Raw genomic sequence first — 19,496 nt, forward strand, 5'->3', positions numbered from 1 at the left:
CAAGTACATGAAGACCACCATACTGGCTCTTGTCGCGACGCTGGCGCTTTCCGCCCCGGCGCTCGCGCAGGACGGGCCGCAACGCATCGTCGCCATCGGCGGCTCGCTCACCGAGATCGTCTATGCGCTCGGGCAGGAAGACCGATTGATCTCGCGCGACACGACCAGCGTGTTTCCCCCCGAAGCGCTTGCGCTGCCCGATGTCGGCTACATGCGTGCGCTCTCGCCCGAAGGCGTTCTGTCGGCCGATCCGGACCTGATCCTGGTGCTCGAAGGCGCTGGCCCGCCCGAGGCGATGGAAGTCATCCGTTCGGCGAGCGTGCCGGTCGTCACCGTTCCCGAAAGCTTCGACCGCGATGGCGTCCTTGCCAAGGTCGAGGCGGTCGGTAAGGCACTCGGCGAGGAGGAAGCGGCGGCCGAACTGGCGACGCGGATAGACGCCGATCTTCGCGTGGCCGAAGATGCGGCAAGCGGCGTCGATGATCCGGCCCGTGTGCTTTTCATCTTGTCGATGGAGGGAGGCCGCGTCATGGCGTCCGGCACCGGTACCGCCGCCGACGGCATGATCCGCCTTGCGGGCGGAGAAAACGCCATCACGGACTATGCCGGCTACAAGCAGTTGACCGATGAGGCCATCGTAACCGCCTCGCCCGACGTCATCCTCCTGATGGATCGAGGCGGCAATCTCGACCCCGCAACCGTCGACCTGTCTGCCCAGCCTGCGCTGGCAGCGACGCCGGCTGGAGAGGCGGGCCGCGTCATCCGCATGGACGGCGCGTTCCTGCTCGGGTTCGGCCCGCGCACCGCCGCTGCCGCAAAGGAACTGGCGGCGGCCCTCTACGCCGACGCCGATTGAGATGAGTGTGACCCAGGAAGCGGGGTCGCTTGCCCCGAGCGGTGCAAGAGCGGCCGGTGACCGCTCGCACATCGCTCGGCTGACGATCTTCGGCCTTGCGTGCCTGTTGGTCCTCGTCTCGCTTTTCAGCCTGACGTCGGGCGCGTCCGATGCATCGGTTGTCGATCTCGCCCGTGCCTCGCTTTCCGGCGAACTCGAGATTTCGGCGCGCGACCGGGTCATCATCTATGACATTCGCCTGCCGCGCGTTGCGCTCGGCATCCTCATCGGCGCGGCGCTCGCCGTTTCCGGCGCGGTGATGCAGGGTCTCTTTCGCAATCCGCTCGCCGATCCCGGGCTCGTCGGTGTCTCGGCCGGCGCCGGGCTCGGCGCAATTTCGATCATCGTTCTCGGTGGCACGGCGCTGGGTCCGGTCGTCGCGCTCTTTGGCATATACGCTCTGCCGTTCGCCGCCTTCCTCGGCGGCCTCGCGACGACGCTGCTGCTCTATAAGGTCGCCACGCGTCGCGGACAGACCTCTGTCGCGACCATGCTTCTGGCCGGCATCGCACTCGGGGCCATGGCCGGCGCCTTCTCCGGCGTGCTTGTCTATCTGGCCGATGACAACCAGCTCCGCGATTTGACCTTCTGGGGCCTCGGCTCGCTCGCCGGCGCGACCTGGGCCAAGATTCTTGCCGCCGGGCCGATAATCGCCCTTGCCCTCGTCGCATCGCCGTTCCTGGCGCGGGGCCTCAATGCGCTTGCGCTGGGCGAGGGGGCTGCGCACCATCTCGGCGTTCCGATCCAGCGCCTTAAGAACATCGCCATCGTCGCTGTTGCGGCCGCAACCGGGGCATCCGTGGCGGTTTCCGGCGGAATTGGGTTCGTCGGCATCGTCGTCCCGCACCTCCTGCGCCTGTCGATCGGCCCCGACCACCGCTATCTCCTGCCGGCCTCCGCGCTTCTCGGCTCAAGCCTCCTGCTCCTTGCCGATGCCGTCTCGCGCACCATTGTCGCACCTGCCGAACTGCCGATCGGCATCGTCACGGCCGCCGTCGGCGCGCCATTCTTTCTGTGGATCTTGCTGCGCCGGCGCGGCGTCCTGGACTTGTGAGGCGTCGATGATCGAAGCGAGAAACGTTCATGTTTCGCTTGGAGGCCGCCCCATCCTTCACGGTATCGACTTCGCCGCCAAAGCCGGCGAAATCACCGCCATCGTCGGCCCGAACGGCTCGGGAAAATCGACTTTTCTCAAGACCTTGTCCGGCGAACTGGATTCGATGGGCGAGATCAATTTCGACGGAAAGGACCTCCGGTCGATGAAGCCGTGGCAGGCTGCCAGTCTGCGCGCTGTGCTGCCGCAGGCGACGAGCCTTTCCTTTCCATTCACCGTCCGCGAGATCGTCCGGATCGGCCTGATGGGCGGCAGATCGGGGGTAAAAGGTCGCGATCTGGAAACACTGCCGGATCGCGCCTTGGCGACAGTGGATCTCTCAGGCTTTGCGGGACGGCACTATCAGGAGCTCTCGGGCGGCGAACAGCAGCGCGTGCAACTTGCCCGCGTCCTCTGTCAGGTCTGGGAACCGGTACTCGACGGCCAGCCGCGCTTTCTCTTCCTCGACGAGCCCGTCTCCAGCCTCGATATCAAGCACCAGCTCGTGATCATGGACGTCGCGCACGACTACGCTCGGCGCGGCGGCGGCGTCATCGCCGTGCTGCACGATTTGAACCTGACCGCCATGTATGCGGATCGGATCATGATGATGCACAAGGGAAGGGTCGCCGCATCCGGCGCGCCTGCCGAACTGTTGACCGACGAACTCATCGAAGACGTTTTCGACTGCCGCCTGCGCGTGGGCGTCGCCCCGTCTGGTCGGACGCCTTTCGTGCTGCCGCAGTCGATCCGGATCTAGTTGGGCACCGCAGGCCGCGGCAGCTCGACGTCGATCCCGAGCAGCGAGCGCATGTTTGGCCGCGCCTTGACGAGATCCTCGATCGTATAGCTCTCGAGCACTTCGAAGAACGCGCCGAGCGCCTTGCGCAGCGCCTCGTTCAGCGCGCAGGCGTCGACCAGCGGGCACTCCGTCGCATCCTTCTCGAAGCATTCGGCCATGGCAAAGCTGTCTTCCGTCACGCGCACGATATCGAAGAGCGTGATTTCGGAGGCCAGCCGTCCGAGCCGCACGCCACCATTGCGTCCGCGCACCGTTTCGACCAGGCCATTCTCGACCAGGGGCTGCAAGATCTTGAACAGGAAAAGCTCCGAGACGCCGTAGGCGCTCGCGATCTCTGGTATGCGGCTCAACCGCCCGGGATTGGCCGCGCAATACATCAGGATGCGCACTGCATAATTCGTCTGGCGGGTCAGCCGCATGGCATGCCTTTCACGATTTCGTCGGTCGGCTTCCTATCGTCTATTCCTTAGAATGGTTCCAGACAAGCCTTCATTCAAAAAAAACATGAGCATGGCTATCAGCTTTATGCATGCATGGCAGCCATGCTCACGCGGATTTGGCTTGAAAAGCATGTTGCAATGCACAATATTCGGCTGGTCGAGTTGCTTCGACTTCAGGGGAGGAGCCCTTGAGGAGAGCGACGATATGCAAGACCTGAGAATCAACACCGAAATGCCCCTTGGCGTCATCCGCCAGCTCCGCCCGTCGGACCTGCCGAAGTTCCGCGAACACCTCCTCCGGCTCGATTTCGAAAGTCGCCGTGACCGCTTCAACGGTCCGTCGAACGACGCGTTCGTCGCAGCCTATGCGGATCGTGCCTTCCGCGTCGGCACGACGGTGATCGGCTATGTCGAGGGAAACGAGGTGCTGGGCGCAGCCGAACTGCACGAGATCGAAGGCGAGGGCGAGCCGACTGGCGAGATCGCGTTCTCTGTCGAATTGGTTCTTCAGCACCGCGGCATCGGCAGCAGGCTGTTCCAGCGGCTGATCTGGCATGCCCACGCGCTCGGCTACACCCAGCTTCGCGTCACCACTCACCCGCAAAACCAGGCCATGAAGCGCCTGGCGTCCCGCTTCAATGCACGGCTGCGCTTCGAGGGCGGCGAAACGGTGGGGCTGATCGAGCTCGAGCCCGCCGCCGAAATCCTCGCCCCACAGGTGATGCCTCAACCCCGACCCCTTGCCGCCTGACTGACGGCACAAAAAAAGGCCCGGAAAAACCGGGCCCTTTTCTTGTCTTCTGGAAGTTCAGGCGGCGTTCTTGACCTGCTCCTGAACGACCTTCGCATTGTCGGCCATCAGCGTCTTCGCCTGGTCGGCGCCGGTGCGGATGCGCTCCATGTTGGCGGCGGCCGCTTCGCGCACGTAGTCGGCCTGGATCGTCAACGCCTCACCGACCGAATTGGCGTCGGCCAGCTTCTCGACGGTGGCAAAATAGTGCTGCGTGTTGGCGAGCGTCGCGTCGAGCATGGTGCGCGTCACGGCATCGAAGCTGCCGGCGAACGGGCCGAATACGGCCTTGCTCTGGTCGGCGAGCGAAGCGGCCTGGCGGTGCAGTTCTTCGGCGCGCTGGGCAGCGGTTGCGGCCTGCGTGCGGAAAAAGCCGCGGGTGGCTTCAGGAACCTGGATCTTCGCGCCGACTTCGTCAAATGCGCGGGTGAAGGCGTCGAAATAGGAAGCGGCGGCCTGCTGGGTCTTGGTCTTGGTCATCACTATCTCCATTCTCGTTAAGGGAGCCATGGTCGGGCCTCGCCCGTTACGGCTCGAGGCTGAAAGCTTATATAGAGAGGAATTTGTGCAATGCAACATGAAAACCGGGTGCAATGCAATATTTCATGAATCGTGGTCGCGCCCGCGCCGAAATTGCCGCGCTCAGCGATGCGAATAAGGCCCGCGCCCTGCGCCGGACCAAAGCCGTCGCGACCTTGGCGCTGGTACTGTGTGTTGCCGTCTTCATCGCCGCGCGCGCGTTCGAGCCCGTCTCTCCCGGCCTCGTCTATGTCGCCGCCTTCGCCGAGGCCGCCGCCATCGGCGGCTTCGCGGACTGGTACGCCGTCGTCGCGCTCTTCCGCCGCCCGCTCGGCCTGCCGATCCCCCACACAGCGATCATCCCGGCCAACAAGGATCGCATCGCCGACAATCTCGGCCGCTTCATCGAGACAAACTTCCTCACCGAAAAGGCCGTTCGTGCCAAGTTGCGGGAGGTGGACTTCGCCCGTCTCGTCGCCGACTGGCTGGGCGATCGCCGCCACGCCGAAGATCTGGCAGGGTTCGTCACGCGGATGACTCCGCAGGCGCTCGCCGCGCTGGAAAGCTCGAACCTGCGCGGCTTCCTCGGTAAGCGCGTCGTGGAGCGGCTCGAAGAGATCGACATCGCACCGGTTGCGGCCGAACTCCTCTCCGCCGTCACCGCCGAGCGCCGCCACCAGCGCCTCTTCGACGGTCTGATCCAGGTCCTTGGCGGCATCTTGAACGACGAAAAGACGCTGGGCGTGATGCGCGAGCGCATCCGCGCGGAACTGCCGACCCTCGCCAACATCTTCCGTGCAGACGCGTATCTCCTGAACAAGATCGTCGCCTCGGCCGGCCGCCTGATGGAGGAAGCGGGCAGCGATCCCGATCATCCGCTCCGCCAGGAGTTCGATGCTTTCGCGCTGCGCTTCATCGAGGATCTGAAGACCGATCCCACCTATGTCGCCCGCGCCGAGCGTATCAAGGCGAACCTGCTTGCCCGTCCGGAACTTGCCACCCTTGCCGATGAGATCTGGAAGAACCTCGCCTCCTTCCTGCGCGAGGACGCCGAGAGCGCCAATTCGATCATCCGCACCCATCTTGCCTCGATGTTCGTGGAAATCGGCCATCGCCTCGCGGATCATCCCGATATCCGCGCCGACATGAACGCCGGCTTCGTCGTCGCGCTCGCCTCCTTCGTGGAGAAGCAGAAATCCGGTGTCGCCATCTTCATCGCCGAGCAGGTCAAGGCATGGGACATCGCCCAGACCACGCGGCTGATCGAGCTCAACATCGGCCGCGACCTGCAATACATACGCTTCAACGGGATGATCATCGGCGGCCTTGCGGGTCTCGCCCTTCATATCGGTGAAGGCATGATCTTCGGCTGATGCGCTCGCGCGCTTGACAATATACGTGCTCTGGCATAGCAGACACTCCAACGCCGCGCCGCAACGCGCGGTGTTTCATTTGACGTGTCCCGTGGGCATCTTCATCGCATTGCGTGAGGTGCCCTGTCAGGCTCCGAAAACGGGGGCCAGAGGAGGGCGCGTTTCCTTCGCCCGGTGCGCGAGCATCCGGGTGCAATTGTTTGAAAGGGAATGCGATGAGCAAGCGCCAGTCCGCAAAGTACAAGCTCGACCGCCGTTTGGGCGAAAACATCTGGGGCCGTCCGAAGTCCCCGGTCAACAAGCGCGATTACGGCCCCGGCCAGCATGGCCAGCGCCGCAAGGGCAAGCTGTCGGACTTCGGCCTGCAGCTCCGCGCCAAGCAGAAGCTCAAGGGCCACTACGGCGACATCTCCGAAAAGCAGTTCCGCAAGACCTACGAGGAAGCTGATCGTCGCAAGGGCGATACGCCGGACAACCTGATCGGCCTTCTGGAGTCGCGCCTGGACGCGATCGTCTACCGCGCCAAGTTCGCGCCGACGATCTTCGCGGCCCGCCAGTTCGTCAACCACGGCCACGTCAACGTCAACGGCCGCCGCACGAACATCTCGTCGTTCCGCTGCCGTCCGGGCGACGTCATCGAACTGCGCGAAAAGTCGAAGCAGCTCGTCGTTGTCCTGGAGTCCGTCCAGCTCGCCGAGCGTGACGTTCCGGACTATCTGGAAGTCGATCACTCGAAGATGACCGCGACCTACAACCGCGTTCCGGGCCTCGCGGACGTTCCGTTCGCCGTGCAGATGGAACCGAACCTGGTCGTCGAGTTCTACTCGCGCTGATCCTGTCCGATCATCCAGTTTCGAAGGGCCGCGTTTCGACGCGGCCTTTCTTTTTGTGCTGTGCTTTGGTCTATACGCCCCATGACACTCCATCAGACTGAAGACGATGACGCGCAGTCCATCCCGCCCCTGATGGCGGATGCGCCGCGTTCGGTCGAGTTCAACAAGCTGCGCAAACGCCTTTTGCGTTCCACGCGCCAGGCGCTCGAAGATTTCGCCATGGTCAGGCCGGGCGAGAAATGGCTGGTCGCGCTGTCGGGGGGCAAGGATTCCTACGGATTGCTCGCGATTCTGCTCGATCTTCAATGGCGCGGGCTGCTTCCGGTCGAACTGCTCGCCTGCAATCTGGATCAAGGCCAGCCCAATTTCCCAAAGCACGTCCTGCCGGACTACCTGTCGAGGCACGGTATCGCCCATCGCATCGAATATCGCGACACCTATTCGATCGTCACCGAGAAGGTGCCCGAGAGCGCGACCTATTGCGCGCTCTGCTCGCGCCTTCGCCGCGGCAATCTCTATCGCATCGCACGGGAGGAGGGGTGTTCAGCACTCGTCCTCGGACACCATCGAGAGGACATCCTCGAGACGTTCTTCCTCAACCTATTCCACGGCGCGCGCCTTGCCGCCATGCCGCCCAAACTCCTGAATGACGACGGCGACCTGATGGTCCTGCGCCCACTTTCCTATTGCGCGGAGAGCGATCTGGCGAAATTCGCCGAGGCGATGCGCTTTCCGATCATCCCCTGCGACCTGTGCGGCAGCCAGGACGGGCTGCAGCGCAACGCGATGAAGGAGATGATCGCCGATATCGAGCGCCGCATGCCCGGCCGCAAGGAGGCCATGATCCGGGCACTGGCCAACGTCCGCCCGTCCCATCTGCTCGACACGAAGCTGTTCGACTTCGCCGCGCTCGAGAAAGCGGATAAGAACGCGTAGGGCCTTCTCTCTCCACAAGGGGAGGGAACCTTGAGCGTGGAACGTCGATCGTTCGCGCACTCGGCTTGAAGGATAAGCGTCACGCCGAGGCGCCGATACGGCAGATCGAGCGCAACCACTACCGCCGCACCGGCGCCTCATTCTGCGCCTGGAACAGCTTTCCGCGTTCCGCAAGCAGCACCATGGCCAGCGCTCCCAGTCCGGCAAAGAAGTATCCAGCCGCAAGCGGGGTCCCCGTGCCGTCGAAGGCCTGGCCGATCATCGCGCCGAGAATGCCGCCGCCCACCGTCTGCAGGAAACCCTGTACCGACGAGGCTGTGCCGGCGACATGGCCGAGCGGCTCCATGGCGAGGGAGTTGAAGTTCGCGCCCATCCAGGAAAACTGAACCATCGCGAGCGCGAAGAGCAGCGTGAATGCCCAGAGCGGGACAGGCCCCAGCAGCGACAGGAAGAAGCTGATCGCGGTGACCGCGATGAAGCCGATCAGCGCGCCATGAGCGAGCTTGCGCATCCCGAGGCGGCCGACGAGCCGCGAGTTGAGATAGGACGATACGGCCATGAGTCCGGCCACGATGGCGAACAGCACCGGGAACCACGCGCCGACGCCATAGATGCCGATATAGACCTGTTGCGCCGAGTTGATGAAGCCGAAGAGGGCGCCGAAAATGCAGGTGAACCCCGCCGTGTAGCAGATCGAGACCCTGTTGGTCAGAACGATCCGGAACCCGTCTGCGATCGCGGATGCCGTGAAGGGACGACGGTATTCCGGCTTCAGCGTCTCCGGCAGGCGCATGGCAACCCAGCCCAGCACGACGGCCGACATCAGGCCGATGAAGAGGAAGATCATCGGCCAGTCGCCAAAGAGCATCACCGCCTGCCCCACGCCCGGGGCGATGACCGGAACGACCATGAAGACCATGAAGACCAGCGACATCACCTCCGCCATTGCGCGTCCGCCAAATACGTCCCGCACGAGCGAGATTGCGATGACGCGCGTCGCCGCTGCGCCCAGGCCTTGCACGAAGCGCATCAGGAGGAGCGTCTCGAAGGACGGCGCGAATGCGCAGGCGATCGCCGCAGCGACATAGACGCTAAGCCCTGCGATCAGCGGCGCGCGTCGTCCGAAGCGGTCCGACAGCGGGCCGAACAGCAACTGTGCGAATCCAAAGCCCGTCACATAGGCGGTGATGACGAATTGCCGTCGGTTCTCGTCGCTTTCGCCGAGGCTGGAACCGATCTCCTGCAGGCCGGGCAACATTATGTCGATGGCAAGCGCGTTGAGCGCCATCAGCGCTGCGGCGAGCGCGATCAGTTCATTGCGTCCGAGCGGAAAGCTCGTCGGCAGCGCAATGCCGGAGCGGGGCTGGTCCATGCGGGTTGATCCAACGCTGTTGAGCAGACGAAAATGCGCCGGGCAGGGCCGGCGCATTCTGGTCTGGATCATTCTTCAGGAGCGGCGGGTCTCGCCGCGATGCTGGTTCAGGCAGCGCCCTTGACGGCAACACCCTTTTCGCCGAGGACGGACTGCAGTTCGCCCGCCTGGAACATTTCACGGATGATGTCGCAGCCGCCGACGAACTCGCCCTTCACATAGAGCTGCGGGATGGTCGGCCAGTTGGAATATTCCTTGATCCCCTGGCGAAGCTCGTCCGAGGTCAGGACGTTGACGCCCTTGTAGTCGACACCGAGATAGTCGAGAATCTGAACCACCTGTCCCGAAAAGCCGCACTGTGGAAATCCCGGCGTACCCTTCATGAAAAGAACGACGTCGTTGCTCTTCACTTCGCTGTCGATGAACTGGTTGATTGCGGTCATGTCTGCTGCCTTTCGTCTGCCGGTTCAAAGCCGGTAACGGATAGAAGATGTTGGCCTTAGATAAGCGACCGGGCACAAAATGTCGAGTTGCTGTGCGCCGCTGCCGTCAGTCGGGAATGCTCGTCTGCAGCGCCAGCGCATGCAATACGCCGCCCATATTGCCCTTGAGCGCGTCATAGACCATCTGGTGCTGCTGCACGCGGCTCTTGCCGCGGAAGCTCTCGGCTACGACTTCGGCGGCATAGTGGTCGCCGTCGCCGGCAAGGTCGCGAATCGTCACCTTCGCATCGGGAATCGCGTCCTTGATCATGCGTTCGATGTCGTGCGCGTCCATTGCCATAGCATATATGCCTTCAGTCCATGAATTCCGGGAACCACGATTCGTGGCGGGCCTTGAGCTCTTGGACGGATATGGCACGCGTGCCGGGCAGTTTCAATTCGGAGCCGCCCGTCTCGCCGATCCATGCAACGACGAGCCCGCGCGCCGCGCCCTCATCGATGATCTCGCGCAGAAGCTCCTTGTCGGCCCGCGGCACGGTCAGCAGATAGCGGCCCTGGTCTTCGCCGAAGAGCACAGGCGTCGGATTGGTCGGCATCGGTAGGCTGATCGCCGCGCCAATGCCCGAAGCCATCGCCATTTCAGCGACCGCGACGGCGAGCCCGCCGTCCGAAAGGTCGTGGCAGGCGGTGATCCGCCCGTCGCGGATGGCATCGCGCACGAACTCGCCAGCCTTGCGCTCATGGGCAAGATCGACCGGCGGCGGCGGGCCGTCGCGGCGCTCGTGCATGTCGCGCATATAAGCGGACTGCGCCAGATGCGTACCCCACATGTTGGAGGCGCATACGAGCAGGATCGCATCACCTTCGGCGGCAAAGCCGATCCGCGCCATCTTGGCCCAGTCGTCGATGAGCCCCACACCGCCGATGGTCGGCGTCGGCATGATCGCCTTGCCGTTCGTCTCGTTGTAGAGCGACACGTTGCCCGAGACGATCGGGAAGTCGAGCGCGCGGCAGGCTTCGCCGATGCCTTTGATCGCGCCGACGAGCTGGCCCATGATCTCGGGCCGCTCGGGATTGCCGAAGTTCAGATTGTCCGTGGCGGCCAGTGGCAGCGCGCCGGTAGCGCACAAATTGCGCCAGCATTCGGCGACTGCCTGCTTGCCGCCTTCATAAGGGTCGGCCTCGACATAGCGCGGCGTCACGTCGGACGAAAAAGCGAGCGCCTTCGTCTCGTGCCCCTCGACGCGCACGACGCCTGCGTCGCCGCCGGGCCGCTGCAGCGAGTTGCCCTGGATCAGCGTGTCATACTGTTCCCAGACCCAGCGCCTCGAGGAAAGGTTCGCCGATCCGACGAGCTTCAGCAGCGCATCCGCCGGGTCGATCGCAGGCAGGGCGGAGAAGTCGGGCAGGGCGGCCTTCGGGCTTTCCACCCAGGGCCGGTCATATTCCGGTGCTTCGTCGCCCAGTTCCTTGATCGGAAGGTTCGCAACTTCCTCGCCCTGGTGCAGAACGCGAAAGCGCAAATCGTCGGTCGTCTTGCCGACAATGGCGAAGTCGAGCCCCCATTTGCGGAAAATGGCCTCGGCCTCTTCTTCCTTTTCGGGGCGCAGAACCATGAGCATCCGCTCCTGGCTTTCCGACAGCATCATCTCGTAGGCCGACATGCGCTCCTCACGCACCGGCACCGCATCGAGGTCGAGCTCGATGCCGAGATCGCCCTTGGCGCCCATCTCAACGGCCGAACAGGTGAGGCCCGCCGCGCCCATGTCCTGGATCGCGATAACGGCGCCCGTCTTCATCAACTCGAGGCAGGCTTCCAGCAGGCATTTCTCGGTGAATGGATCGCCGACCTGTACGGTCGGACGTTTCTCCTCGATGTCGTCGTCGAACTCGGCCGAGGCCATCGTCGCACCGCCGACGCCGTCGCGCCCGGTCTTGGCGCCGAGATAGACGACCGGCAGCCCCACGCCCTTGGCCTGCGACAGGAAAATCTTGTCGGAATCGGCAAGCCCGGCCGCGAATGCATTGACGAGACAGTTGCCGTTGTAGCTCGGGTCGAACTCGACTTCCCCGCCGACCGTCGGCACGCCGAAGGAATTCCCGTAGCCGCCGACACCGGCCACGACGCCCGCAACGAGATGCTGCGTCTTGTGATGGTCCGGCGCGCCGAAGCGCAGCGCATTCATCGCAGCGATAGGCCGCGCGCCCATGGTGAAGACGTCGCGCAAGATCCCGCCGACGCCCGTCGCCGCGCCCTGGTAGGGCTCGATATAGGAGGGGTGGTTGTGGCTCTCCATCTTGAAGACCACGGCCTGCCCGTCGCCGATGTCGACCACGCCGGCATTCTCGCCAGGTCCCTGGATGACCCGCGGGCCGGAGGTCGGCAGCGTCTTCAGCCACTTCTTGGAGGACTTGTATGAGCAGTGCTCATTCCACATCGCAGAGAAGATGCCGAGTTCGGTGAAGCTTGGCTCGCGTCCGATCAGATCGAGAATGCGCTGGTATTCGTCGGGCTTCAGACCGTGCGACGCAATCAATTCGTCGGTGATCGGGATCGTGTTCGAAAGGGTCACGCGGACTAGTCTCCGTCAGGCCGGGCGGGAACAGGTGGAGGTGCCCGACGCCCAGCGGGTGACGTCGGACGAGATGCGGCTCGCCTCGGCGCCGCCATCCATCATCGGGCCGAAGGCGTTGAGCTTTGCCGGACTGCCCGAAGCCTCGACGACCAGCTTCGGCAGGCCGCCGATATTCCCTTGCGGGACGGCGAGGATGCGCGGCTTGCCCGAATGCGAGGTCAGTTCGGGCGACATGGTCAGGCCGGCAAAACGGGGGTCACCGGCGCGGAACCAGCAGCGCTGCGCCGCGACCGCGATGCGTTCCATGGTCGACAGTGCCGAATCGTCGCCTGGCCGCGACTGGGCCGTGGGTTCAGGCGTGGAACTGCGGCAGCCGGCCAGCGCCAGCGCAATGGTGACCACGACGAAGCCAGCCTTCACGCTGCACGTCCAAGCGCGGCCTCGAACAGCGCGCGGCCGTCCGTGCCGCCATGCGCGTCCTCGATCAGGTTTTCGGGATGTGGCATCATGCCCAGCACGTTGCCCTCGGCGTTGACGATGCCGGCGATGTCGTTGAGTGAGCCGTTCGGGTTTGTGCCCTCGCCATAGCGAAACGCGACCTGCCCTTCGCCCTCGATGCGTGCCAGCGTCGCCTCGTCGGCAAAATAGTTGCCGTCATGGTGCGCGATCGGGCAGCGGATCACCTGTCCCTTTTCGTAGCGGCTGGTGAAGCGCGTTTCGGCATTGGCGATTTCGAGCTTCACCTCGCGGCAGACGAACTTGAGCGAGGCGTTGCGCATCAGCGCGCCGGGCAGGAGGCCGGCCTCGAGCAAGATCTGAAAGCCATTGCAGACACCCATGACGGTGACGCCTTTTGCGGCCTTCTCGGCCACGGCCCGCATCACCGGCATGCGCGCGGCGATCGCGCCGCAGCGCAGATAGTCGCCGTAGGAAAAGCCTCCGGGAATGACGATCAGGTCGACGTCCGGGATTTCGGTGTCGGTCTGCCAGACGGTAAGCGGCGCCGTGCCGCCGATCTTGGTCAGCGCCGCGATCATGTCGCGGTCGCGATTGAGACCGGGAAGAAGGATGACGGCTGATTTCATGGGATCATCCCTGACTGTCGTCTCTAGGCGAGTTCAACCGAGTAGTTCTCGATCACCGTGTTCGCCAGAAGCTTGTCGCACATGGCCTTCAGTTCGGCTTCGGCCTTGGCGCGGTCGGCGCTTTCGAGTTCGATGTCGAACACCTTGCCTTGCCGCACATGGCCAACGCCCGAAAAACCGAGCGTGCCGAGCGCGCCCTCGATCGCCTTGCCCTGCGGGTCGAGAACGCCGTTCTTCAGCGTGACGGTGACGCGCGCTTTGATCACTTCAGACTCCGAAAGTTAGTGCGGCTTGCCCTTGCCGTTGCCGGAGGTGACGAGCACCGGTCCGGACGGGCGCGGCGGCTCGTTCTCGTTCATGATGCCGAGCCGGCGGGCGACTTCCTGATAGGCTTCGACGAGCCCGCCCATGTCGCGACGGAAGCGGTCCTTGTCGAGCTTGTCCTGCGTCGCGACATCCCACAGCCGGCACGAATCCGGCGAAATCTCGTCGGCAACGACGATGCGCATCATGTCACCCTCGTAGAGACGGCCGCACTCGATCTTGAAATCGACGAGCTGGATGCCGACACCGAGGAACAGCCCGGAAAGGAAGTCGTTGACGCGGATGGCCAGCGCCATGATGTCGTCGAGTTCCTGGGGCGCTGCCCAGCCGAAGGCTGTGATGTGCTCTTCGGAGACCAGCGGGTCGTCGAGCGCGTCGGCCTTGTAGTAGAATTCGATGATCGAGCGCGGCAGGACCGTGCCTTCCTCGATGCCGAGGCGCTTGGCGAGCGAGCCGGCTGCCACGTTGCGCACGACGATCTCGAGCGGGATGATCTCGACTTCCTTGATCAGCTGCTCGCGCATGTTGAGCCGGCGGATGAAGTGAGTGGGAATGCCCATCCGGTTCAGATGCGTAAAGATGTGCTCGGAGATGCGGTTGTTGAGCACGCCTTTGCCGTCGACCACTTCGTGCTTCTTCTTGTTGAAGGCGGTGGCATCGTCCTTGAAGAACTGGATCAACGTGCCGGGCTCGGGGCCTTCATAGAGAATTTTGGCCTTGCCCTCGTAGATGCGGCGGCGACGGTTCATGGCGGTCTCTGGTCTCGGTGGCCGGAACGGATAGGGCCCGGCAGCCTGTCATCCGCAGGAATTGCGGAAGGTCACTGAACTTGCCCGCTCTCTAGCGCAACTGGTGCGCCCGCTCAATCACCAAATGTCCCTGCCCACAAGGCGCGCCGCTTCCGATTGGCCCTTTCGCCTGACCATTCTTGCCGCCATATTGACCGCCGTGCAGCCATTTGATTTGTGGTAGCTGCCGCAACGGCATGAAATCGCAGCAGAAGATGAGGTTGGTCGATGAGCCTGAAGGATCGCGAAGAAGGGTTCGAACGCAAGTTCGCCCATGACGAGGAACTGAAGTTCAAGGCCATGGCCCGCCGCAACAAGCTGCTTGGGCTCTGGGCGGCCGAAAAGCTGGGCAAGAGCGGCGACGATGCCGAAGCCTATGCACGCGAAGTGGTGGCGTCCGATTTCGAGGAAGCCGGCGATCACGACGTCTTCCGCAAGATTCGCAAGGATTTCGATGCCGCCGGCGTCGAGCAGTCGGACCACCAGATCCGGCGCACGATGGAAGAGCTGCTCGCGACGGCCGTCCGGCAGATCGAGGCTTCGTGAGTCTCGCTGCACGTCTTCGTGCCGGCGACACGGTCTTTACGGCATGGTCGGGCATTCCGGATTCCCTGACGGTCGAGGCCATCGCCGACACGGGCTTTGATGCCGTCACGCTCGACATGCAGCATGGTGGCCATCACGAGGACAGCGTCCTGCGCGGCCTCGCCCCGGTCATTTCGGCGCAAAGGCATGCGATCGTCCGTATCCCGGTCGGGCGATTCGACATGGCGAGCCGCGCGCTCGACTTCGGGGCCGAGGCCGTCATCGCGCCGATGGTCAATTCGGTCGCCGATGCGCAGGCCTTCGCCCGATCGATGAAATATCCGCCACTCGGATCGCGCTCCTGGGGGCCGGTCTTTGCGATGCCGCGCCGTCACACGTCCGACTCGTCGGCATGGCTCGGCGGTCAGAATGAGGAAACGCTCGCCTTCGCCATGATCGAGACCCGCCAGGCTCTGGATGCGCTCGACGGCATCCTCGCAGTTCCGGGCATCGACGGCGTCTTCGTCGGCCCATCCGATTTCTCGATCGCATGGACGGACGGCAAGGTCCTCGATCCGTCCTTGTCGCAGATGTTGGACGCGGTCGGCGAAATCGCCCGCCGAACGACAACGGCGGGCAAGCTTGCTGCGATCTATATCGTCGACCCGAAATTGACCGGCCGGTACCGGGAAATGGGGTATTCGCTCATCGCACTCGGTTCCGAACAGCGTTACATCGCGATGGGAGCGAAAGCCTTGCTCGACGACGCCAAGGGCACCGTCAGGGGTTGAGCTTCGAGACGAACTTCGCGAAGGTCAGCGTGCCTTCCGGCCACGGGCCGTGGCCGGATTCGGCGTTGATGTGGCCCGATTCGCCTGCATCGATGAACAGCGAGCCCCACGCGCCGGCAATATCCTCCGCCACGTCGAACGCGCAGAACGGATCGTTGCGGCTTGCCACCGTGATCGATGGGAAGGGCAGGGGATCGCGCGGGTACGGCCCAAACGTCATCAGGTGCTTCGGGCGCACGTTCGGGTTCGCAACGTCAGGCGGCGCGACGAAGAACGCGCCTGCCACCGTATTGCGAAACTCGGGAACTGCTTGCACCGCGGTCGCGACACCCAGCGAGTGCGCCACCAGCACGACCGGCTTGGTCGCCGCATTCACGGCCTCGATCAAATTGGCCTTCCAGTCGGCCAGCACGGGTTTCGACCACTCGGCCTGCTCGACCCGGCGCGCGGTCGAAAGTTTCTCTTCCCAACGCGTCTGCCAGTGATCCGGCCCCGAATTGGTGTAACCTGGGATGATGAGGATTTCGGCGTCTTTGGCTTTCATGGCGCGCCATGTAGCGAGCACCGGCGCACTGCGCAACCTCATGGGCATTGTTCTTTATGCGTGAACAAGGTGTCGCCGAAATCAAAATTGCATCGAACAATGGCACATACGATCTTTGCGGCATCAGCGGAGACATCCGCCAAGGAGATCACTATGACGGAACTGCCCTTTTCGGCCACCACGCCGACGCATATCGCCAAGGTCGGGCTCAAGGCCCGCGACGCCGAGGCGCTTTCGGCCTTCTATCGCCATCTTCTGGGACTCGCCGAACTCGCCCGCAGCGATGGTGCCATCGTGCTTGGAGCAGGTGGCCGCGAGTTGCTTGAGATCGAGCGCGCGCCGTCCGCAAAGCCGGACGATCCGCGCAGCGCCGGCCTCTTCCACACTGCCTTCCTGCTCCCCACCCGCAAGGATCTCGCCCGTTGGGTTCGCCATGCCAGCGAAAACCGTATTCCGGTCACTGGGGCGTCAGATCATCTCGTCAGCGAGGCGCTCTATCTGAACGACCCCGAGGGCAACGGCATCGAAATCTATGCTGACCGGCCGAAGGACCGATGGACGAGGAGCGGCGGCGACATCGCGATGGCGACGGAGCGCCTCGATATCGACAACCTGCTCGGCGAGCTCGACCCATCCACGCCCGTTTGGCACGATGCGCCCAACGCAACCGTCGTCGGCCATGTGCACTTGCGGGTAGGCGATCCGAAAGAGGCGGAAGAGTGGTGGCATTCGCAGTTCGGGTTCGAGACGATGGCGAGATATGGCTCGCAGGCGGTCTTTCTCGCCTCCGGCGGCTATCATCACCACATCGGCGCGAACACGTGGGCAAGCGCGGGGGCAGGGATGCGCGATCCCGATCGCGCCGGGCTTGCCTTTGTCGAAATGGCGTCGAGCACCCACGCACCTGCAACACTTCGCGACCCGTGGGGCACGGAAATCCGGGTCAGGTCCGCTTAAGGCACCTGCACCCGTTCAGCTTCGCCAGCGTCGCTTGAGTGCTGCGCCACGTCCAAAATACGAAGAAGTCCGCGCCAGGGGAAACGCGGACTTCTTACTGGAGGGGGTCTTCTCGTCTCGCCGCTTCGGTGAGGGGGGCCGTTGCAGCTATGCGACTATAATGTCCCATTGGATTTTCGGTTCCTATAGATCGGCGATTCATTGCGATCACAAGGCCGTGAGAATATCGCAAGCGGGATTTCGCCCACCATGTCCGGTCAGATGGCTGTCGAGCAAATCGCCGGGCGGGCGGCGTCAGGTCGCACCGAACACGCGCCTGAAGATCGTGTCGACATGCTTGGTGTGATAGCCGAGGTCAAATTTTTCCCGGATGTCGTCTTCCGAAAGCGCGGCGCGCACATCTGCGTCGTTGAGCAGTTCCTCGAGGAAATCCGCCCCCTTCTCCCACACCCGCATCGCGTTGCGCTGAACGAGCCGGTAGGAGTCCTCGCGCGAGACGCCCGCCTGCGTCAGCGCAAGCAGCACGCGCTGGCTCATCACGAGCCCACGGAACTTGTTCATGTTTGCGAGCATGGTCTGCGGATAGATGACCAGCTTCTCGATGACGCCAGCGAGCCGGTTCAGCGCGAAGTCGAGCGTGATCGTCGTGTCCGGGGCGATACCCCGTTCGACGCTCGAATGGCTGATGTCACGCTCGTGCCAGAGCGTGACGTTTTCCAGCGCCGGCGTCACTGACATGCGCACGAGCCGCGCGAGGCCGGTCAGGTTCTCCGTCAGCACCGGGTTGCGCTTGTGCGGCATCGCCGAGGAACCCTTCTGGCCAGGCGAGAAGAATTCCTCCGCCTCCAGGACTTCCGTGCGCTGCATGTGCCGGATTTCGGTCGCGACGTTCTCCATCGAAGAGGCGATGACGCCGAGCGTGGCGAAGAACATCGCATGCCGGTCACGCGGGATGACCTGCGTCGAGATCGGCTCCGGCTTCAGCCCGAGCTTGGCGCAGACATGCTCTTCGACCGATGGGTCGATATTGGCAAAAGTTCCGACCGCGCCCGAGATCGCGCCGGTCGCAATTTCCGCCCGCGCGGCAAGGAGGCGGTCGCGCCCACGGGCCATCTCCGCATAGAACCGCGCGAAGGTGAGACCCATCGTGGTCGGCTCTGCGTGGATGCCGTGGCTGCGGCCGATCCGAACGTCGTCCTTGTGCTCGAAGGCGCGCTTCTTCAGCGCTGCCAATACCCGGTCCATGTCGGCAAGCAGCAGGTCGGCCGCGCGCACGAGCTGGATGTTCAACGTCGTGTCGAGCACGTCGGATGATGTCATGCCCTGGTGGACGAACCGCGAATCCGGTCCGATGAACTCGGCCAGATGGGTCAGGAAGGCGATCACGTCGTGCTTGGTCTCGCGCTCGATCTCGTCGATCCGCTCGACATTGAAAGTCGCCGCGCCGCCTTTCGCCCAGATGTTCCGTGCCGCTTCCTTGGGAATGACTCCGATTTCGGCAAGTGCGTCGCAGGCATGCGCCTCGATCTCGAACCAGATGCGGAACTTCGTTTCCGGAGACCAGATGGCGACCATTTCGGGCCGCGAATAGCGCGGGATCATGCGTCTCGTCCTGACGTTGGGAGGCTTCAGCCCGCTCACTAACAGACGAGGTCCAAAGGCTCAACGCTCTATAGCTTTGCATTCAAAGCTTTCCGGGGACGGCAATCCAGCGGTGGTCCGGTCCTTCGAAGCCCACGCGCCGCACGGCGATGAGCACGACGAAGACGGGCGCCCCGCCCTCGGGAAAGAAAGTCTGCACCGCGCCGATCCGATAGCCGAGCGGGCAACTGCGGCTTGCCGGAACGCTTTCGTCCTCATGCAGAAGCTCCGTCGCGACCCCGGCCTCATGGCTCACCTTCAGCAATCGGAAGCCGACATGCCGCTCGGCCGCGAACGTGCAGTTCTCCGGCACTTCGAAAGCGATTTCCTCGAGCCGGATCGCAAGTGGCGGGTCGATCGGCGGGAAAACCGGCCGCGGGTTGACCTCCATGGCCAGCGGCTGGGCCGAGTGTTCGGTGACTGCGTTCGCGCCGGCGGTGAAGCCACGGTTCGCGGCAAGCTCTTCCTCGCTGACGATCTCCGCGCCCCGTCGCTGCGCTTCAGCCCGCGCGTGCTCGATCGAGGCGTCCTGCTCTTGCGAGAGCACCCGGATCGGCGTGCCCTCGACGAAGCGGTCCGTCTCCGTCTCGATGTAGTAGCGGTTCGCGTAGGCGAAGCCCGAGCCGTCCTGGATGCCGTATTCCTCGAAGGCGAAGACGGCACCGTCCGCGCTGAAACCCAAAATGCCGAGTTCGGCGGCGTCTCCGGCAGCGGCAGGCCCCGCGGCAAACAACGAGAGGGCGGCAATCACCGAACGCATGGGCGTCTC

At 63.8% G+C, this 19,496-nt stretch carries 23 protein-coding genes; 10 read left to right on the forward strand and 13 right to left on the reverse strand.

The window, feature by feature from the left end; all coding sequences use genetic code 11:
- Window positions 1–7 precede the first annotated feature (7 nt).
- From GTK01_RS00255 to GTK01_RS00265, 3 genes are read left to right on the forward strand one after another with little or no spacing between them, the layout of a single operon-like run.
- Window positions 8–856: a hemin ABC transporter substrate-binding protein gene (locus GTK01_RS00255; protein WP_252923687.1), complete on the forward strand. Its 849-nt coding sequence runs from the start codon at window positions 8–10 to the stop codon at window positions 854–856.
- A 1-nt stretch (window position 857) separates the two neighbouring features.
- Entirely contained in the window at window positions 858–1,949 is a 1,092-nt protein-coding gene (locus GTK01_RS00260) for a FecCD family ABC transporter permease (RefSeq protein ID WP_371924228.1), read from the forward strand.
- Between the two features lie 7 nt (window positions 1,950–1,956).
- Window positions 1,957–2,748: a heme ABC transporter ATP-binding protein gene (locus tag GTK01_RS00265; protein WP_252923690.1), complete on the forward strand. Its 792-nt coding sequence runs from the start codon at window positions 1,957–1,959 to the stop codon at window positions 2,746–2,748.
- On the opposite strand, the gene rirA is transcribed toward GTK01_RS00265, so the two are convergent.
- Window positions 2,745–3,209, reverse strand: a complete 465-nt coding sequence (gene rirA, locus GTK01_RS00270) for an iron-responsive transcriptional regulator RirA (RefSeq protein WP_252923692.1) — start codon at window positions 3,207–3,209, stop codon at window positions 2,745–2,747. The two genes, GTK01_RS00265 and rirA, sit on opposite strands and share 4 nt — an antisense overlap.
- 226 nt (window positions 3,210–3,435) lie before the next feature.
- Between rirA and GTK01_RS00275 the strand changes: the two genes are divergently transcribed.
- Window positions 3,436–3,981, forward strand: a complete 546-nt coding sequence (locus tag GTK01_RS00275) for a GNAT family N-acetyltransferase (protein WP_252923694.1) — start codon at window positions 3,436–3,438, stop codon at window positions 3,979–3,981.
- A gap of 57 nt (window positions 3,982–4,038) precedes the next feature.
- On the opposite strand, the gene GTK01_RS00280 is transcribed toward GTK01_RS00275, so the two are convergent.
- Window positions 4,039–4,500, reverse strand: a complete 462-nt coding sequence (locus tag GTK01_RS00280) for a phasin family protein (RefSeq protein WP_252923696.1) — start codon at window positions 4,498–4,500, stop codon at window positions 4,039–4,041.
- 125 nt (window positions 4,501–4,625) lie between these two features.
- Here GTK01_RS00280 and GTK01_RS00285 point away from each other — a divergent pair, with 125 nt between their 5' ends.
- The 3 genes from GTK01_RS00285 (at window position 4,626) to ttcA (ending at window position 7,681) form a co-directional block, all read left to right on the forward strand.
- Window positions 4,626–5,912, forward strand: coding sequence for a DUF445 domain-containing protein (locus GTK01_RS00285; RefSeq protein ID WP_252923699.1), 1,287 nt, complete (start codon window positions 4,626–4,628; stop codon window positions 5,910–5,912).
- Between the two features lie 215 nt (window positions 5,913–6,127).
- Complete coding sequence (gene rpsD / locus GTK01_RS00290; RefSeq protein WP_252923701.1) at window positions 6,128–6,745, forward strand: 30S ribosomal protein S4; 618 nt, start codon at window positions 6,128–6,130, stop codon at window positions 6,743–6,745.
- Between the two features lie 81 nt (window positions 6,746–6,826).
- Window positions 6,827–7,681 carry a tRNA 2-thiocytidine(32) synthetase TtcA gene (gene ttcA, locus GTK01_RS00295; RefSeq protein ID WP_252923703.1) on the forward strand — a complete coding sequence of 285 codons (855 nt, stop codon included), beginning with the start codon at window positions 6,827–6,829 and terminating at the stop codon, window positions 7,679–7,681.
- A gap of 118 nt (window positions 7,682–7,799) precedes the next feature.
- On the opposite strand, the gene GTK01_RS00300 is transcribed toward ttcA, so the two are convergent.
- The 8 genes from GTK01_RS00300 to purC all read right to left on the reverse strand — a co-directional run bounded on the left by GTK01_RS00300 (window position 7,800) and on the right by purC (window position 14,230).
- Window positions 7,800–9,053 (reverse strand): multidrug effflux MFS transporter, encoded by a 1,254-nt coding sequence (locus GTK01_RS00300; RefSeq protein WP_252923705.1) that lies wholly within the window; start codon window positions 9,051–9,053, stop codon window positions 7,800–7,802.
- A gap of 107 nt (window positions 9,054–9,160) precedes the next feature.
- On the reverse strand, window positions 9,161–9,496 hold the full coding sequence (gene grxD, locus GTK01_RS00305) for a Grx4 family monothiol glutaredoxin (RefSeq protein WP_252923707.1): 336 nt from the start codon (window positions 9,494–9,496) through the stop codon (window positions 9,161–9,163).
- A gap of 106 nt (window positions 9,497–9,602) precedes the next feature.
- The gene (locus GTK01_RS00310) at window positions 9,603–9,836 is read right to left on the reverse strand and encodes a BolA/IbaG family iron-sulfur metabolism protein (RefSeq protein ID WP_252923709.1); all 234 of its coding nucleotides are present in this window, start codon (window positions 9,834–9,836) and stop codon (window positions 9,603–9,605) included.
- A gap of 13 nt (window positions 9,837–9,849) precedes the next feature.
- Entirely contained in the window at window positions 9,850–12,069 is a 2,220-nt protein-coding gene (purL, locus tag GTK01_RS00315; protein ID WP_252923710.1) for a phosphoribosylformylglycinamidine synthase subunit PurL, read from the reverse strand.
- Between the two features lie 15 nt (window positions 12,070–12,084).
- Complete coding sequence (locus tag GTK01_RS00320; RefSeq protein WP_252923712.1) at window positions 12,085–12,492, reverse strand: hypothetical protein; 408 nt, start codon at window positions 12,490–12,492, stop codon at window positions 12,085–12,087.
- Window positions 12,489–13,157 (reverse strand): phosphoribosylformylglycinamidine synthase subunit PurQ, encoded by a 669-nt coding sequence (gene purQ, locus GTK01_RS00325; RefSeq protein ID WP_252923714.1) that lies wholly within the window; start codon window positions 13,155–13,157, stop codon window positions 12,489–12,491. Before purQ ends, GTK01_RS00320 begins: the two co-directional genes overlap by 4 nt.
- 23 nt (window positions 13,158–13,180) lie before the next feature.
- Complete coding sequence (gene purS, locus GTK01_RS00330) at window positions 13,181–13,423, reverse strand: phosphoribosylformylglycinamidine synthase subunit PurS (protein WP_252923716.1); 243 nt, start codon at window positions 13,421–13,423, stop codon at window positions 13,181–13,183.
- Window positions 13,424–13,438: 15 nt separating this feature from the next.
- Window positions 13,439–14,230 carry a phosphoribosylaminoimidazolesuccinocarboxamide synthase gene (gene purC, locus GTK01_RS00335; RefSeq protein ID WP_252923718.1) on the reverse strand — a complete coding sequence of 264 codons (792 nt, stop codon included), beginning with the start codon at window positions 14,228–14,230 and terminating at the stop codon, window positions 13,439–13,441.
- Window positions 14,231–14,497: 267 nt separating this feature from the next.
- On the opposite strand from purC, the gene GTK01_RS00340 reads away from it, so the two are divergent.
- Window positions 14,498–14,815: a DUF1476 domain-containing protein gene (locus GTK01_RS00340; RefSeq protein ID WP_252923720.1), complete on the forward strand. Its 318-nt coding sequence runs from the start codon at window positions 14,498–14,500 to the stop codon at window positions 14,813–14,815.
- The gene (locus GTK01_RS00345) at window positions 14,812–15,585 is read left to right on the forward strand and encodes an aldolase/citrate lyase family protein (RefSeq protein ID WP_252923722.1); all 774 of its coding nucleotides are present in this window, start codon (window positions 14,812–14,814) and stop codon (window positions 15,583–15,585) included. Before GTK01_RS00340 ends, GTK01_RS00345 begins: the two co-directional genes overlap by 4 nt.
- Here the strand turns inward: GTK01_RS00345 and GTK01_RS00350 are convergent.
- A complete protein-coding gene (locus GTK01_RS00350) occupies window positions 15,575–16,129 on the reverse strand; it encodes an alpha/beta hydrolase (protein WP_252924373.1) in 555 nt (184 codons plus the stop codon). The genes GTK01_RS00345 and GTK01_RS00350 overlap by 11 nt on opposite strands.
- A gap of 153 nt (window positions 16,130–16,282) precedes the next feature.
- On the opposite strand from GTK01_RS00350, the gene GTK01_RS00355 reads away from it, so the two are divergent.
- Window positions 16,283–17,086 (forward strand): VOC family protein, encoded by an 804-nt coding sequence (locus GTK01_RS00355; protein WP_252923724.1) that lies wholly within the window; start codon window positions 16,283–16,285, stop codon window positions 17,084–17,086.
- A gap of 294 nt (window positions 17,087–17,380) precedes the next feature.
- Here GTK01_RS00355 and purB read toward each other — a convergent pair whose 3' ends face one another.
- A complete protein-coding gene (purB, locus tag GTK01_RS00360) occupies window positions 17,381–18,688 on the reverse strand; it encodes an adenylosuccinate lyase (RefSeq protein WP_252923726.1) in 1,308 nt (435 codons plus the stop codon).
- An 82-nt stretch (window positions 18,689–18,770) separates the two neighbouring features.
- Window positions 18,771–19,487, reverse strand: a complete 717-nt coding sequence (locus GTK01_RS00365) for a DUF2259 domain-containing protein (protein ID WP_252923728.1) — start codon at window positions 19,485–19,487, stop codon at window positions 18,771–18,773.
- Window positions 19,488–19,496: the final 9 nt, after the last annotated feature.

Origin of the sequence: Aliihoeflea sp. 40Bstr573, assembly GCF_024105655.1 — a bacterium.
Lineage (GTDB): Bacteria > Pseudomonadota > Alphaproteobacteria > Rhizobiales > Rhizobiaceae > Aliihoeflea.

Excerpts from the sequence above, each read along its gene's own strand:
- GTK01_RS00255 (WP_252923687.1), top strand. The coding sequence starts at position 8 with ATGAAGACCACCATACTGGCTCTTGTCGCGACGCTGGCGCTTTCCGCC.
- GTK01_RS00260 (WP_371924228.1), top strand. The coding sequence starts at position 858 with ATGAGTGTGACCCAGGAAGCGGGGTCGCTTGCCCCGAGCGGTGCAAGA.
- GTK01_RS00265 (WP_252923690.1), top strand. The coding sequence starts at position 1,957 with ATGATCGAAGCGAGAAACGTTCATGTTTCGCTTGGAGGCCGCCCCATC.
- rirA (WP_252923692.1), bottom strand. The coding sequence starts at position 3,209 with ATGCGGCTGACCCGCCAGACGAATTATGCAGTGCGCATCCTGATGTAT.
- GTK01_RS00275 (WP_252923694.1), top strand. The coding sequence starts at position 3,436 with ATGCAAGACCTGAGAATCAACACCGAAATGCCCCTTGGCGTCATCCGC.
- GTK01_RS00280 (WP_252923696.1), bottom strand. The coding sequence starts at position 4,500 with ATGACCAAGACCAAGACCCAGCAGGCCGCCGCTTCCTATTTCGACGCC.
- GTK01_RS00285 (WP_252923699.1), top strand. The coding sequence starts at position 4,626 with ATGAATCGTGGTCGCGCCCGCGCCGAAATTGCCGCGCTCAGCGATGCG.
- rpsD (WP_252923701.1), top strand. The coding sequence starts at position 6,128 with ATGAGCAAGCGCCAGTCCGCAAAGTACAAGCTCGACCGCCGTTTGGGC.
- ttcA (WP_252923703.1), top strand. The coding sequence starts at position 6,827 with ATGACACTCCATCAGACTGAAGACGATGACGCGCAGTCCATCCCGCCC.
- GTK01_RS00300 (WP_252923705.1), bottom strand. The coding sequence starts at position 9,053 with ATGGACCAGCCCCGCTCCGGCATTGCGCTGCCGACGAGCTTTCCGCTC.
- grxD (WP_252923707.1), bottom strand. The coding sequence starts at position 9,496 with ATGACCGCAATCAACCAGTTCATCGACAGCGAAGTGAAGAGCAACGAC.
- GTK01_RS00310 (WP_252923709.1), bottom strand. The coding sequence starts at position 9,836 with ATGGCAATGGACGCGCACGACATCGAACGCATGATCAAGGACGCGATT.
- purQ (WP_252923714.1), bottom strand. The coding sequence starts at position 13,157 with ATGAAATCAGCCGTCATCCTTCTTCCCGGTCTCAATCGCGACCGCGAC.
- purC (WP_252923718.1), bottom strand. The coding sequence starts at position 14,230 with ATGAACCGTCGCCGCCGCATCTACGAGGGCAAGGCCAAAATTCTCTAT.
- GTK01_RS00340 (WP_252923720.1), top strand. The coding sequence starts at position 14,498 with ATGAGCCTGAAGGATCGCGAAGAAGGGTTCGAACGCAAGTTCGCCCAT.
- GTK01_RS00350 (WP_252924373.1), bottom strand. The coding sequence starts at position 16,129 with ATGAAAGCCAAAGACGCCGAAATCCTCATCATCCCAGGTTACACCAAT.
- GTK01_RS00355 (WP_252923724.1), top strand. The coding sequence starts at position 16,283 with ATGACGGAACTGCCCTTTTCGGCCACCACGCCGACGCATATCGCCAAG.
- purB (WP_252923726.1), bottom strand. The coding sequence starts at position 18,688 with ATGATCCCGCGCTATTCGCGGCCCGAAATGGTCGCCATCTGGTCTCCG.
- GTK01_RS00365 (WP_252923728.1), bottom strand. The coding sequence starts at position 19,487 with ATGCGTTCGGTGATTGCCGCCCTCTCGTTGTTTGCCGCGGGGCCTGCC.